The 14089-nt window shown below is 72.7% G+C and carries 10 protein-coding genes and 2 pseudogenes; 11 read left to right on the top strand and 1 reads right to left on the bottom strand.

Annotated elements, in window-relative coordinates; genetic code table 11:
- Positions 1-53 precede the first annotated feature (53 nt).
- The 3 genes from ACFWOG_RS08070 to ACFWOG_RS08060 all read left to right on the top strand — a co-directional run bounded on the left by ACFWOG_RS08070 (position 54) and on the right by ACFWOG_RS08060 (position 2679).
- Entirely contained in the window at positions 54-347 is a 294-nt protein-coding gene (locus ACFWOG_RS08070; protein WP_329948779.1) for a Dabb family protein, read from the top strand.
- 317 nt (positions 348-664) lie between these two features.
- Entirely contained in the window at positions 665-1510 is an 846-nt protein-coding gene (locus ACFWOG_RS08065; protein ID WP_329948780.1) for an RNA polymerase sigma factor SigF, read from the top strand.
- Between the two features lie 191 nt (positions 1511-1701).
- The gene (locus tag ACFWOG_RS08060; protein WP_380355924.1) at positions 1702-2679 is read left to right on the top strand and encodes an RNA polymerase sigma factor SigF; all 978 of its coding nucleotides are present in this window, start codon (positions 1702-1704) and stop codon (positions 2677-2679) included.
- 130 nt (positions 2680-2809) lie between these two features.
- Here ACFWOG_RS08060 and ACFWOG_RS08055 read toward each other — a convergent pair whose 3' ends face one another.
- Positions 2810-3718: a tyrosine-protein phosphatase gene (locus tag ACFWOG_RS08055; RefSeq protein WP_380355921.1), complete on the bottom strand. Its 909-nt coding sequence runs from the start codon at positions 3716-3718 to the stop codon at positions 2810-2812.
- Positions 3719-4133: 415 nt separating this feature from the next.
- Between ACFWOG_RS08055 and ACFWOG_RS08050 the strand changes: the two genes are divergently transcribed.
- The 8 genes and pseudogenes from ACFWOG_RS08050 to ACFWOG_RS08015 form a co-directional block, all read left to right on the top strand.
- On the top strand, positions 4134-6521 hold the full coding sequence (locus ACFWOG_RS08050; RefSeq protein WP_329884936.1) for a hypothetical protein: 2388 nt from the start codon (positions 4134-4136) through the stop codon (positions 6519-6521).
- Between the two features lie 104 nt (positions 6522-6625).
- On the top strand, positions 6626-8131 hold the full coding sequence (pelF, locus tag ACFWOG_RS08045) for a GT4 family glycosyltransferase PelF (RefSeq protein ID WP_329884935.1): 1506 nt from the start codon (positions 6626-6628) through the stop codon (positions 8129-8131).
- A gap of 150 nt (positions 8132-8281) precedes the next feature.
- Positions 8282-9814 (top strand): hypothetical protein, encoded by a 1533-nt coding sequence (locus tag ACFWOG_RS08040; protein WP_329884934.1) that lies wholly within the window; start codon positions 8282-8284, stop codon positions 9812-9814.
- A gap of 86 nt (positions 9815-9900) precedes the next feature.
- Positions 9901-10893 (top strand): SDR family NAD(P)-dependent oxidoreductase, encoded by a 993-nt coding sequence (locus ACFWOG_RS08035; protein ID WP_329884933.1) that lies wholly within the window; start codon positions 9901-9903, stop codon positions 10891-10893.
- A 70-nt stretch (positions 10894-10963) separates the two neighbouring features.
- Positions 10964-11671 (top strand): annotated as a pseudogene (locus ACFWOG_RS08030) (NDP-sugar synthase); the annotation flags it as partial.
- 134 nt (positions 11672-11805) lie between these two features.
- Positions 11806-12711 (top strand): NAD(P)-dependent oxidoreductase, encoded by a 906-nt coding sequence (locus ACFWOG_RS08025; RefSeq protein ID WP_329948784.1) that lies wholly within the window; start codon positions 11806-11808, stop codon positions 12709-12711.
- Complete coding sequence (locus tag ACFWOG_RS08020) at positions 12708-13409, top strand: spherulation-specific family 4 protein (protein WP_329884931.1); 702 nt, start codon at positions 12708-12710, stop codon at positions 13407-13409. The genes ACFWOG_RS08025 and ACFWOG_RS08020 overlap by 4 nt, the downstream gene beginning before the upstream one ends.
- Positions 13410-13577: 168 nt before the next feature.
- A pseudogene (locus ACFWOG_RS08015) lies at positions 13578-14089 on the top strand (hypothetical protein); the annotation flags it as partial.

Here is a 14089-nt window from a genome sequence, read left to right as displayed (position 1 = left end):
CACCGGCTACGGTGGGCCCTGACTCTCACCCCCCGTCCGCGAGGAGCGGCATCGTGATCCGGCACCTGGTCCTGTTCAAGCTCAACGAAGGCGTCAGCAAGGACGACGAGCGCGCGCTCGCCGGCGCCAAGGCCTTCGAGGAGCTCGGCCCGGTCGTTCCCGAGCTCCGCGAGTGGGAGTGCGGCTGGAACACCACCGAGCGCGACATCGCCCACGACTACGCGATCAACAGCCTCGTCGAGGACCGCGAGGCCCTGCAGGCGTACCTCACCCACCCGGCCCACCAGGCCGCGGCCGGCCAGTGGCGCGAGTTCGCCACCTGGGTGATCGCCGACATCGAGGTCTGAGCCCGGAGGGCCGTCCCGACGCACCCCCGGCGCGTCCCCCGGACGGCCGCGGCGCCCCGCCCGGAACCCGGACGGGGCGCCTTGCTCTGTCCCGGAACGATCCGCCGCCGTGCCGCCGGAGGGCCCGGTGGATCCTCCGGCGCGGCACCAACACACCTCCACGCGGTGCTTGCCCGACGTGCGCCCGCCTTGTGATGCTATGACCGGTTTTGCCGGACATCGCTAGGTGGTGCACGAAACCCGACGACACCCGGTCCACAGGTCTCACCGTTGTCGACTTTGGGAGGGGTGACGTGTCCGTGCGGACACCAGGGAGCGTGCCGGACGACGAGGTGCTGGCCACCGTGATCAGCCCGGCCGGCGAACTCCGCCCGGACGGCCTGCGCGGCCCCGGAGGCCGTCCGACGGTGGACGTCCGGACCCTGACCCGGGTGCTCTTCGAGCGGCTCGCCGAGCTGCCCCCGGACGCCCCCGAGCGGGAGCGGGTCCGGGCGGCACTGATCGAGGTCAACATCCCGCTGGTCCGGTACGCCGCCACGCGGTTCCGCAGCCGCAGCGAACCGATGGAGGACGTCGTCCAGGTCGGCACGATCGGCCTGATCAACGCCATCGACCGGTTCGACCCCACCCGGGGCGTGCAGTTCCCGACCTACGCACTTCCGACCATCCTCGGCGAGATCAAGCGCTACTTCCGGGACAACGTCCGCACCATGCACGTCCCGCGCCGGCTCCAGGAGCTCTGGGTCCAGGTCAGCGGAGCGATGGAGGAGCTGACGGTCACGCACGGCCGGGCCCCCAAGGTCCCCGAGATCGCCGCCAGCCTGCGCATCCCCGAGGAGGACGTCCGCGCCTGCCTGGACGCCGGCCGGGCGTACAACGCGGCGTCGCTGGAAGCCGCGCAGGAGCACGAGGGCGGGCTGGCCCTCCTCGACCGGCTCGGCTACGAGGACTCCGCGCTGGCCGAGGTGGAGCACCGGGACATGGTCCGTCACCTCCTGGTGCAGCTGCCGGAGCGGGAACGACGGATCGTCATGCTGCGGTTCTTCGCCAACCTGACGCAGTCCCAGATCAGCACCGAGCTGGGCATGTCCCAGATGCACGTCTCCCGGCTGCTCTCCCGGATCCTGGCCAGGCTTCGGACCGGCAACTCCTGGGAAGACTGACCGTCACAATCCCCGACAAAACAGGACGGCGCTCCGTGCGACGGCGGGATCGCTCCGCGTTACCGGCGCGTGACGTCTTGCGACCCCCTGGTTTGCCGGAGACCGTGTTCCGGTATGGAGGGGGAAGGCATCGCTCGGGAACCGCCGGGCGAGGGCACCCGTTCAACTGTCAGTCACAAGGGGGTGGGTGCATGTCCGGAGAGCTGGGCACTGCGGAGATCCACGCTGGTCAGGCCGAAGGAGCGACGTTCGCCGTCGACCGGATCCCGTTCCGGCGGGGCCCGGCCGCGCCACCCGGCGCCGAAGCGGGAGCACCCCCCGGGGCGGGCCCGGCGGCAGCCGGGCCGAGCACCGCGGAGACGGGCCCCGAGCCGGTCCCGGAGGCCGCCCCGGCGCCGTCCGGCGCCGGGCTGGACACCCGGACGCTCTCCCGCTCGCTGTTCCTGCGACTGGCCGCCCTGGCCCCCGGCAGCGCCGAACACACGTACGTCCGCGACACGCTGATCGAGCTGAACCTGCCGCTGGTCCGGTACGCCTCGGCCCGGTTCCGCAGCCGCAACGAGCCGATGGAGGACATCGTCCAGGTCGGCACGATCGGCCTGATCAAGGCGATCGACCGGTTCGACCCGGAGCGCGGGGTCGAGTTCCCGACCTTCGCGATGCCGACGGTGGTCGGGGAGATCAAGCGCTTCTTCCGGGACACCAGCTGGTCGGTCCGGGTGCCCCGGCGTCTCCAGGAGCTGCGCCTGGCACTCACCAAGGCCGGCGACGAGCTCTCCCAGCGGCTGGACCGCTCCCCCACCGTCGCCGAGCTGGCCGTCTGCCTCGGCGTCAGCGAGGAGGACGTGGTCGAGGGCCTGGCGGTCGGCAACGCGTACACCGCCAGCTCGCTGGACTCCAGCCCGGGCGAGGAGGACGGCGACGGACCGCTGGCCGAGCGGCTCGGCTACGAGGACCTCGCGCTGGAGGGCGTGGAGTACCGGGAGTCGCTCAAGCCGCTGCTGGCGAAGCTGCCGCCGCGCGAGCGCCGGATCATCATGCTGCGGTTCTTCGGCAACCTCACCCAGTCGCAGATCGGCGACGAGATCGGCATCTCCCAGATGCACGTCTCCCGGCTGCTGACCAAGACCCTCACCCAGCTGCGCGAGGGCCTGATCAGCGAGGGGTGACTCCGCCGTCCCGACCGGGTGCGTGCCCGACGGCTCCCGCCGGACGCGCACCCGGCGCCGGGGCACCCGCGGATCGCCGGTCAGACCGAACGCCCGGCGGATCGCCGGGCGGGCCGGGGCCGGGCGGGCCCTACGGCTCCAGCAGGTTGGCGCGCAGACCGGCCAGCACCTCGTCGTCCAGACCGAGGCCGTCCGTCCAGAACGCCTCGAAACCGGACCATCCGGACTCGACCTCCTCGAACGCCGCCTCCAGGTAGCAGCGCTCGGCCCGGAAGACCGGCAGCAGCAGCTCCGGCTCGTGCATCAGCCCCCGGGCGCGGAAGCTCTCCACGATCGAGGCCACGATCGCGGCCGACCGCTCGTTGGTGAGCAGGTAGTCGGCGAACACGGTCTCCCGATCGACGCCGAGCGCGGTGAGCAGCACGGCCGCCGTCCAGCCGGTGCGGTCCTTTCCGGCCGAACAGTGGAAGAGCAGCGGCGCACCGCCCGGCGCGGCCAGCAGGCGCAGGACGGCCGAGAATCGTTCGCAGGCGATCCGGTCGGTGACGAACCACCGGTAGAGGCCCGTCATCATCGCGCCGGCCCGGCCGTCACCGAGCAGGGCGCGCTGCCTCTCCGGGCTACGGTCACCGAGCGCTTCCCGCAGTGCCGCGAAAATATCGAAGTCCGCCGCGAAAACGGGCAGGTGATGAAGGGTCACGCCGTCGGGCGCGGCGCGTTCCACGGTGATCGCGGTGGCGGAGTGCTCGGCGTCGGCGATCACCGCGACCGGCAGGCCGGGCACCCGGTCGGGGCCCGCCTCGCGCACTTCCTCCAGGCTGCGCAGGTCGACGACCTGCCGCAGGCCCAGCGCGGCCAGCAGGGCGAGGTCCTCGTCGGTGAGCCGGTTGAGCCCGTCGCTGCGCAGTACGGCACCGGGGCGGAGGAGCCGCCCGCCGACCGTCCGATAGCCACCGAGGTCGCGGGCATTGACGGCACCGAACAGACCCAGGCTGCGGGCGGCCGGGAAAACGGCGGTCTCGGTCTGCTGTTCGGTCACGCGGCGGCCTCCATTGGATATTCGGACGGTGACGTGGCACAACCCTGCGCGATATTGCATGAACCTGCCCATCGAAACGGCAGGGTGTGCGAGAGTGTGAGGCGCGACGCCGCCAGTGTAGGGTCCACCTCGCCCGCCCGGACCACACGGTGGGTGAGCAGCGGTAACGCTCAGGCTTCGGGTTTTAATTTTTAATTGATTATTTGCGCAGCCGGTGCCGTTCCGGCCACAATCAGCGCTTTCATGGCCCGACCATGAACGTTGGTAACAGATTCGCTGCACTCCTGCCCATTTGGTCCCACCTGGAACGGACTCTCCACCAGGATGGGCGCCGGGCAGCATGCTGCCTGCGAACAGCGACAGGGCAGGCGAGTGCCGAGCAGCGGAGCGCCCTGCCCAGGGGAGGAAAGACAACATGGGTCGAGCGACCCGAAGAGTTGCCGCCTGCGCGGCAGCCGTTCTGCTGGCCGGTGGCCTGCAGTCGTCCCTCGCACACGGCGCCACCACCACGCCCCGGATCGACCTCACGGTCCTGGTCATCAGTGACGGCGGACCGGCGACGGCGGCGATCGCCGCCGAGCTCAAGAGCCAGGGCACCCCGTACAAGATCGTCGACCTGAACGACGCCAACCGCCCGGTGATCGACGCCGCCTTCCTCAGCGACACGCTGAACGGGCAGCCGCGCGGCAAGTACCAGGGCATCGTGCTGCCCAACGACAACCCGTTCGCGGCCGGCTCCGCCGAGATGACCGCGATCGCCACGTACGAGGCGGCGTTCAACGTCCGCCAGGTCGACGCCTACACCTACGCCCGGCCCGAGGTCGGCCTGAACTGGGCCGTCAACCCGGGCTACATGGGCACGCTGGACGGCTTCCAGGGACAGGTCTCCACGGCCGGCCTGACGGGGCCGTTCGGGTACCTCAAGGGTTCCGTCCCGTTCGAGGACAACGACCCGAGCGTCTCCGAGAGCTACGGCTACCTGGCCACCCCGCTGGCCACGCTGCCGGCCGGATCGAGCTTCACCCCGCTGGTCGAGGTGCCGATCCCCGGCAGCACCGCCAAGGGCTCGCTGGTCGGCGAGTACAGCCACGACGGCCGCAAGGAACTGGTCGTCACCTTCGTCTACAACCAGTACCAGCAGCAGTACCGCCTGCTGGCCCGCGGCATAGTCGACTGGATAACCCAGGGTGTCCACCTCGGCTACGACCGCAACTACTTCGCTGCCCACGTCGACGACGTCTTCCTCGCCGACGACCGCTGGGACACCGTCCTCAAGTGCACCCCCGGTGACGTCACCTGCCCGCCCGGCACCCCCGAGACGGCCAACCCGATCCGGATGTCGGTCGCCGACGCGCAGTTCGCGAAGCAGTGGCAGACCACCAACAACTTCACCATGGACATGGTGTTCAACGGCGGTGGCAGCGAGGACTGGAAGGTCGACCACGAGACCACCACCGACCCGGTGGTGGACCAGATGATCGCCGACCAGACCAGCTACCGCTGGGTCAACCACACCTACACCCACCCGTACCTGGGCTGCCTCCAGGACGTCTCGGTGGTCCCGTGGAAGTGCTCCAAGGACGGCGCGGGCAACACCGTCTGGATCGACCAGGCGACCATCAGCTCGCAGATCAAGAACAACCTCGACTGGGCCACCGCCCGGGGCCTCACGCTGGACAAGACGGAGCTCGTCACCGGCGAGCACTCCGGCCTGCTGACCGCCCCGCAGGAGACCAGCGACAACCCGTTCCTGGCTCCCGCGCTGGCCGCCAACGGGGTCAAGTGGACCGCCAGCGACGCGTCCCGCGAGCCCGCCCAGCGGGCCGTCGGCTCGTCCACGCTGACCGTGCCGCGCTACCCGATGAACGTCTTCTACAACGCCGCCACGGCGAAGGAGCAGACGGACGAGTACAACTGGATCTACACCAGCGCTGCCAACGGTGGCAGCGGCGTCTGCGAGAACAACGCCAACTCCACCTGCCTGCCGACGCCGCTGGACGTGAACACCGGCTACCTCTCGTACATCGTTCCGCTGGAGGCCCGGATCGACCTCGGCCACGTGCTGAGCAACGACCCGCGGCCGCACTTCATCCACCAGTCGAACCTGGCCGAGGACCGGATCGTCTACCCGGTGCTGGAGCGGATCCTCTCGACCTACCGGTCGCTGCACGCCGACAACACCCCGATCGTGAACCTGGCGCAGAAGGACCTCGGCGTCGAGTTCCAGCGCCGCGCGGCCTGGAACACGGCGCTCTCCTCCGGCCAGGTCACCGCCTACCGGACCGGCGACACCGTCACGGTGAACGCCCCGGCCGGCGTCCAGGTCCAGGCCACCATGCCGACCGGCACCGTCCAGCAGCTCGCCATCGGCAGCACCGCGTTCGGCACCGCCTACGCCGGTTCGCTCTCCGGCTGGGTCAAGCCCGGCCAGCTGCAGAGCGGCATCCAGCTGAAGCTGCCCGCCGCGGGAACCCCGGCCGCCCCGGCCGGCACCAGCCCGAGCGTCGCCGCCAAGTCGGTCACCGCCCCGGCGCCGAGCGACACCAAGGTCGTGCCGCAGGGCACGGCGGACGCCGTCCCGGCCGGCCCGGGCGACACCGACCGCACCGACGCGCCGACCCTGGTCCCCGGAAGCGGGGCCCCGGTGGCCGGCAAGGGCGCGGTCACTGGTACCACTGCTGGTAGCACGACCGGTACCGCCGGGAAGGCCGCCGGCAAGGGCACCACCCCGCAGCACGGCAAGGCCTCCGGGGGGAAGGCCGAACCCGCCAAGAAGACCGCCGGCAAGACCGGCACCCGCTAAACGGTGACCCGGTGGCGGGCCGGTCCTCCCGGCCCGCCACCGGAACCACCCGACCCGGCCACCACGGCCGGGTGCTTGACGCAAGAACAGGAGGGGGGACAGAGATGCGCGTCACCCTGCTCACCGAGGGGACGTACCCGCACCAGCACGGTGGTGTCAGCGTCTGGTGCGACCAGCTCGTCCAGGGCATGCCGGACGTCGACTTCGACATCATCGCCGTCACCGGAACCGGCCACGAACCACTGGCCTGGGAACTGCCCGCCAACGTGCGGTCCGTCACCACCGCGCCGCTCTGGGCACCGGCCGCGGACGGCCGGGCACCGCGCGGCAAGGAGATGCGGCGCTTCCTCAACGCCTACGAGCGCTTCCTGCACTCCATCCTGGACCCGGTCTACACCACCCACTTCGGCACCGAGCTGTACGGCTTCGCCGACCTCGCCCGGCGCGGGCTGCTCAGCCCGGCGCTGCGCAGCGAGCGGGCCCTGCGCACCCTCCAGCACGTCTGGACCCGCGACTACCTCTCCACCGCCGTCTCCCGGCCCACCCTGCACGACGCGCTGAACGCCACCGACCTGCTGGAGCACGCCCTCCGGCCGCTCTCGGTCGACCCGCCCCGCGACGGTGTGGCGCACGCAGCCAGCGGCGGCCTCGCCACCCTGCCCGGCCTGATCGCCTCCCAGCAGTACGGCGTACCGTTTCTCCTCACCGAGCACGGCATCTACCTGCGCGAGCGCTACCTCGGCTACCGCACCGGCCCGTACCGCTGGCCGGTCAAGGCCCTGCTGCTGGGCTTCTACCGGATGCTCGCCGAGGAGAGCTACCGGCGGGCCGCGCTGGTCACCCCCGGCAACCGGTACAACCGGCGCTGGGAGGAGCGCGGCGGCACGCCCTCCGCGCACATCCGGACCGTCTACAACGGTGTCGACCCGGCGGCCTTCCCGCCCGCCGGACCCGAGCCGGAGACCCCCACCCTGAGCTGGGCCGGCCGGGTCGACCCGATCAAGGACCTGGAGACGCTGATCCGGGCCTTCGCGATCGTCCAGCAGGAGATACCCGAGGCACGGCTGCGGTTGTTCGGCGGCACGCCCAAGGGCGGCGAGGCGTACCGCGACGGATGCATAGCCCTGGCCGCCGAGCTCGGCGTCGCCGACTCGGTGGCCTTCGAGGGCCGCGTCGCGGACATCACCGACGCGTACGCCGCGGGGAACGTGGTGATGCTCTCCTCGATCAGCGAGGGCTTCCCGTTCACCCTGATCGAGGCCATGTCCTGCGGCCGCTCCACCGTGTCGACCGACGTCGGCGGTGTGCGCGAGGCGGTCGGCGACACCGGCCTGGTCGTTCCGCCGCGCGAGCCCGAGCCGATGGCGGCCGCCGCGATCGAGCTGCTGCGCGACCCGGAGCGGCGGGCCCGGCTCGGTGAGCAGGCCCGGCTGCGGGTGATCGAGCAGTTCACGCTCCGCCAGAACATCGACGGCTTCCGCGGCATCTACACCGAGCTGCTGGGCACCTCCCGCTGGCTGCCGGAAGGCGTGGTCGCCGTCACGGACGGCCCGCCGGACCCGGACTGGGAGCAGCCGTCCGAGCACGAGCGCAGCGAGGTCACGGCATGAGCGAGCGCAGCGAGCGAATCATCAGCAGGTGCGCGTGCCGCGAAGAGGCCGCCGAACGCGGCGAGGTGGGCGCATGAGCGAGCGCAGCGAGCGAATCATCAGCAGGTGCGCGTGCCGCGAAGCGGCCGCCGAGCGCAGCGAGGTGGGCGCATGAGCGGTCCCCTCCGTCTCGTCCCCGACGAGGCCGGACCCGACTGGGCCGAGCAGACCGTGCAGCTGCGCACCCTCCCGCCGCGGGGGCGGCGCCGCCCGGTCCTGCCCGAGCAGCGCCCCGAACCGGCCGAGGACCCGCTCGACCTCTCCCCCGACCCGCTGGACGAGCTCGCCGAGCGGCTGCGCGACGTCTGCGCGGACGCCGTCCACCCGTACGAGATCGCGGCCTTCCTGGAGTCCGACGGCCTCTCCGACGAGCAGGCGGCCCTGCTGTACGGCCGCCCCGACTCCTTCACCGTCGCCGCGGAGCTGTTCGAGAAGGTCGAGCGCCGCTACCCCGGCCCGAGCGCCGAGTTCGCCAACCCCTGGCGGGCCGACCCCTGGCGCTGCGTGGTCCGGGGCCTGGTGTTCGCCCTGCCCGGCCTCGGCTACCTGCTCGGCGCCAACCTGTTCGCCGCCGACCGGATGCGGTTCGGGCTGCCCTCGGGCATGCTCGCGCTCTCCGTCGCCACCCTGGCCAGCTGGGCCTGGAACCAGGCACTGGCGCACCGCTCGTACGCCTGGCTCGGCCGGGGCCGGCGCCGGTCCGCCGCCGCCTGCCTCGCGATCGGGGCACCGCTGGGTGCGGTGGCCTCCGCCACCGCCGGGTACGTGGTCGGCGGGCCGCTGGGCGCGCTCTGCTTCGCCGCCGGGCAGTCCGGCTACCTGGCGGCGGCCACCGTGCTGCTGGTGCTCGGCCGGGAGAAGTTCCTGCTGCTCGCGCTGGCACCGTCCGCGCTCGGCGCCGGCGTGGTGCTCGCCGTCGACGTGCCGCAGGTGGTCCGCACCGCGGTGCTGCTGGCCTCCCTCGGCCTGGCGATCGGCCTGGCCGCCCGGGAGCTGGTGCGCTGTCGTCGCAGCGAGCCGGAGCCGGTGCCGTTGCGGCTGCCGCTCGTCAAGGAGGTGCCGCACCTGCTGTTCGGCCTGGCGGTCGGCACCCTGACCATGATCGCCGGCCTCGGCGTCACCGTGCACGAGGCGGTGCGCACCGGAGCCGCCGAGGGCGCCTCGGCCAGCCCGACGGGGCCGGCCATGATCGCCCTGACGCTCAGTCTCGGCCTCGCCGAGTGGCTGCTCTTCCGGTACCGGGCGATGGCGGTGGCCGCGCTGCGGACCAGCCACACGCCGATCGAGTTCGTCCGCCGCACCGGCGGCGTGCTGCTCGGATGCCTGTTCATCTACCTCACCACCGTGGCCGCCCTCGACGCCGCCGCCACCGTGCTCTGGCCCGGCGCCCCGGCGCTGGGCGTCCCGGAGCTCGGCGCGCTGCTGCTGCTGGGCGGCTCGCTCTGGCTGGCGCTGCTGCTGAACGCCTTCGGGCTCAGCTGGAGCACCGCCCTCATCTGTCTGGCCGCCGCGGGTGCCGAGTGCGCCGGGCTGCTGACCGGTGTGGACCCGACCCTCCTGCAGCTGATCGGCTGCGGGGCCTCGGCCGCGCTCCTCACCGCCATCGCCGGGCCCGTGCTCGGCCGCACCACCAAGCACCGCTGAACCACCACCGGCCGGGTCACCACCGTTCACACACCCGGCCCGGTCCCAGAAAGCCAGTCCCCAGAGAGAAGAAAGCGAATCACCGTATGAGCAGCGTCGCCATCACCGGAGCCGAGGGCTTCATCGGCTCCCACCTCGTCGAGGCCCTGGTGGCCGACGGCCACCACGTCCGCGCGATGGTCCAGTACAACTCCTTCTCGTCGTTCGGCTGGCTGGAGACCCTCTCCAAGGAGGTGCTGGACTCGGTCGAGATCGTCCTCGGCGACGTCCGCGACCCGGGGTCGGTCAACGGCCTGGTCAAGGGCACCGAGGCGGTCTACCACCTGGCCGCCCTGATCGCGATCCCGTACTCCTACCAGGCACCGCACTCGTACATCGAGACCAACGTGACCGGCACCCTCAACGTGCTGGAGGCGGTGCGTCACCTGGACATCCCCCGCCTGGTGCACACCTCCACCAGCGAGACCTACGGCACCGCGCAGACCGTGCCGATCAGCGAGGACCACCCGATCAACACGCAGTCCCCGTACGCCGCCTCCAAGGCCGGCGGGGACCGGCTGGCCGACAGCTACCACGCGAGCTTCGAGACGCCGGTCGTCACGCTGCGCCCGTTCAACACCTTCGGCCCGCGCCAGTCGATGCGCGCCGTCATCTCGACCGTGATCGCCCAGCTGGCCGCCGGCGAGACCGAGATCACCCTCGGCGACCTGCGTCCGACCCGCGACTTCATGTTCGTCAAGGACACCGCGCTGGCCTTCCGCACGGTCGGCACCGCCCCCGCCGAGACCGTGGTCGGCCGGACCTTCAACGCCGGCACCGGCGGCGAGATCTCGGTCGGCGACCTGGTGATCCTGGTCGGCAAGCTGATGGGCGTGGACGTCACGGTGAAGGAGGACGAGCAGCGCATCCGTCCGGCCAACTCCGAGGTCATGCGCCTGGTGGCCGACGCCACCCGGCTGCGCACCGCCACCGGCTGGGCTCCGCAGTACTCCCTCGAAGAGGGCCTGGAGCAGACCATCGAGTTCTTCCGCGACCCGGCCAACCTGGCCCGCTACAAGACCGACATCTACAACGTCTGACCCAGCCCGCCTTCCGTCCGCTCCCGGCATCGAAGGCCCCTGTCGCACCGACTTCCGTGGGGGAAACACCATGCACGCAGTGATCCTGGCCGGCGGTAAGGGCGTCCGCCTCCGCCCGTACACCACCGCCCTTCCCAAGCCGCTCGTCCCGATCGGCGACCAGCACGCGATCCTGGAGATCGTGATGCGTCAGCTCGCCGCCGCGGGCTTCAAGACCGTCACCCTGGCCATCGGCCACCTCGGCCACATCATCCGCGCCTACGTCGGCAACGGCTCCCAGTGGGGCCTGCGGGTCGGCTACGCCGTCGAGGACAGCCCGCTCGGCACCCTCGGCCCGCTGCTCACCCTGCAGGACCGGCTGCCCGAGCACTTCCTGGTGATGAACGGCGACGTCCTCACCGACCTGGACTTCGCCGGTGTGCTCAAGCACCACGAGGCGTCCGGGTCGCCGCTGACCATCGCCACCTACGCCCGCCAGGTGAGGATCGACTTCGGCGTCCTGACCACCGAGTCCGGCTCGATCACCGGCTTCCAGGAGAAGCCGACCATCGACTACCGGGTCTCGATGGGCGTGTACGGCGTCTCGCGCTCGGCGCTGGCCAAGTACACCCCGGGCCTGCCCCTCGGCTTCGACGAACTGGTCCTGGACCTGCTCGCCGCCAAGACGCCGCCGGCCGCCTACGAGTTCGACGGCTACTGGCTCGACATCGGGCGCCCGGACGACTACGACCGGGCCAACGCCGAGTTCGCGCTCAACCGGTCGCTGCTGCTCCCGGGCGAGGCCGCGGAGGGCCTGTACGCCGTGCCGAGCGAGCAGGAGCTGCCGATCCCGGCCGCCCGTACCGCACCGGACGTCGCCGACCAGCCCGCCGCGGTGGGCCAGGCCGGTTCAGAGAACGACGGACGGGCCGCGTGAGAATCCTTCTGCTCGGTGCCGACGGCTTTCTCGGCCGGCACGCCGCCGTCGTCCTGCGGTCCCTGCCCGGGGCCACCGTGCTGACCGCCGGACGGCGGCCCGACCACGACCTGCGCCTCGACCTGGCAGCCGCCGGGTCGGGCCCGCTCGGCGAGGAGCTGGCCGCGCTCGCCCCCGACGCGGTGGTCAACTTCGCCGGTGCGGTGGCCGGCAGCGCCGTCAAGCTCGCCGAGGTCAACGCCCGCGGCCCGGCCGTGCTCTGCGAGGCGCTCGAACAGGGTGCCCCGAAGGCCCGGCTGGTGCACATCGGCTCGGCCGGCGAGTACGGCGTCTGCCCGCCCGGCAGCTCGCTCGACGAGGACGCCGACGCCCGCCCGGTCGGCGTCTACGGCGCCACCAAGCTGGCCGGCTCCCTCGCGGTGGCCGGCTCGCCGCTGGACGCCGTGGTGCTGCGGGTGTTCAACCCGGTCGGCCCGGGTGCCCCGGCGGGCTCGCTGCCCGGGCGGCTCGCCGCCGAACTGCGCCGGGCCGCCCCGGACGGCGCCGAGGGCGTGGTGAAGGTCGGGGACCTCTCGGCCCACCGCGACTTCGTCGACGCCCGGGACATCGCCCGCGCGGTCGGTCTGGCCGTCACCGCGCAGGGCCCGCTGCCCAGGGTGCTCAACCTCGCCTCCGGAACGGCCAGGCCGGTCCGGGCGATCGCCGACGGCCTGGTCACGGCGGCCGGATTCACCGGCCGGATCGACGAGAGCGGCGCCGGTTCCGAGCGGTCCGCGGCCGTCTCCTGGCAGCAGGCCGACGTGTCGGCCGCCGCCCGGACGCTCGGCTGGCGGCCGGAGACGGGGCTCGACGAGACGCTGCGCGACCTCTGGCTCTCCACCGAACCGCTGGTCGCCGCATGACCGGCGCAAGCCACCACGACGGCCGCCTGCTGGTGCCGCTGTACGTCCACCCCGCGGTGGACCCGGCGGCCTGGCAGGCGGTCGCCGCCGCCGACCCGAAGCGGATCGCCGCCGTCGTGCTCAACCTCGCCGACGGCCCCGGCGATCCGGACCACGTCTTCACCGACGCCGCCGAGCAGCTCCGTGCCGCCGGTCTGCCGCTGCTCGGCTACGCCGACACCGACTACGGTCGGCGGTCGCACGCCGCCGTGGTGAACGACGTCCTGACCTACCGCCAGCGGCACGGCATCACCGGCGTCTACCTCGACCAGGTGTCCACCCAGCCGGGCGCCCTGCCGCACTACCGCCGCCTCGCCACCGCGGCCCGGGCCGCCGGGTGCTCCACGGTGGTGTTCGGACACGGCGACCACCCCGACCCGGGGTACGCCGAGGTGGGGCTCGCCGACCTGCTGGTCACCTTCGAAGGGGACTGGACGGCCTACCAGTCGCTCACCCTGCCGCTCTGGACCGGCCGGCACGCCGCCGCCCGGTTCTGCCACCTGGTCTACGACGTGCCCGCCGAGCGGGCCCGCGAGGCCACCGCACTGATCGCCGCCCGCCGGGCCGGCGCGGGCTGCGCGGTCCCGGGCGCCGGGGACAACCCCTGGAGCACCCTGCCGCACGACCTGACCGCCCCCGACCTGGCGTCGCCGGCGTGACGGTCCCGGCCGCGCACGGCCGACCCGGCACCACCGGACCGGCCGCCCGACCGACCACCGGACCGGCAGTCAGCGGATCGCCGACTGCCGCCCGGCCCGCACACCCACCGATCGCCACCGACCCGCCCGTTGCCGAACGGACCTGACCAGACCCGGAGTTCGAGCACCGTGACCCGTCGTACCCGGCCGCTCCTGGCCGCCCTCGCCCTCGCCACGGCCCTGCTGGCGACCTCGTGCAGCAGCTCCGGCCCGGATGACGAGGACACCTCCTCGGCCGACGCCACCGGCGCCCAGCCCCCGGCGGCCACCGCCGACCCGGTCCCGGGCAGCCCGACCGCCCCGGACAGCTCGTCGTCGGCCCCCGCCGCCACGGCGGCCACCACCCCGCCCGCGCCCGGCACCGCCACCACCGCACCGGGCACCCCGACCGGCACCACCCCGGGCACGCCGGGCACCCCGACGGGCAAGCCCGGCACCACCCCGGGCACCACCCCGGGCACCGCACCGGGGACGCCGCCCGGCCCGGGTACGGGCGGCACCGGCGGCACCGGCACGCCGAACGGCACCTCGAACGGCACCCGTTGGCAGCCCACCCCCGGCCTCGCCTGGCAGTGGCTGCTCGGAGGCGGCGTCGACCAGTCCGTCGACGTCCCCGTCTACGACATCGACGGCTTCGAGAC

It is taken from the genome of Kitasatospora sp. NPDC058406, from assembly GCF_042722765.1.
In the GTDB taxonomy this organism is placed as follows: domain Bacteria; phylum Actinomycetota; class Actinomycetes; order Streptomycetales; family Streptomycetaceae; genus Kitasatospora.
Note: the sequence above shows the minus strand (reverse complement) of the source record. Positions and strands in the feature narration are given on the sequence as shown.

Excerpts from the sequence above, each read along its gene's own strand:
- ACFWOG_RS08060 (WP_380355924.1), top strand. The coding sequence starts at position 1,702 with ATGTCCGGAGAGCTGGGCACTGCGGAGATCCACGCTGGTCAGGCCGAA.
- ACFWOG_RS08050 (WP_329884936.1), top strand. The coding sequence starts at position 4,134 with ATGGGTCGAGCGACCCGAAGAGTTGCCGCCTGCGCGGCAGCCGTTCTG.
- pelF (WP_329884935.1), top strand. The coding sequence starts at position 6,626 with ATGCGCGTCACCCTGCTCACCGAGGGGACGTACCCGCACCAGCACGGT.
- ACFWOG_RS08040 (WP_329884934.1), top strand. The coding sequence starts at position 8,282 with ATGAGCGGTCCCCTCCGTCTCGTCCCCGACGAGGCCGGACCCGACTGG.
- ACFWOG_RS08035 (WP_329884933.1), top strand. The coding sequence starts at position 9,901 with ATGAGCAGCGTCGCCATCACCGGAGCCGAGGGCTTCATCGGCTCCCAC.
- ACFWOG_RS08020 (WP_329884931.1), top strand. The coding sequence starts at position 12,708 with ATGACCGGCGCAAGCCACCACGACGGCCGCCTGCTGGTGCCGCTGTAC.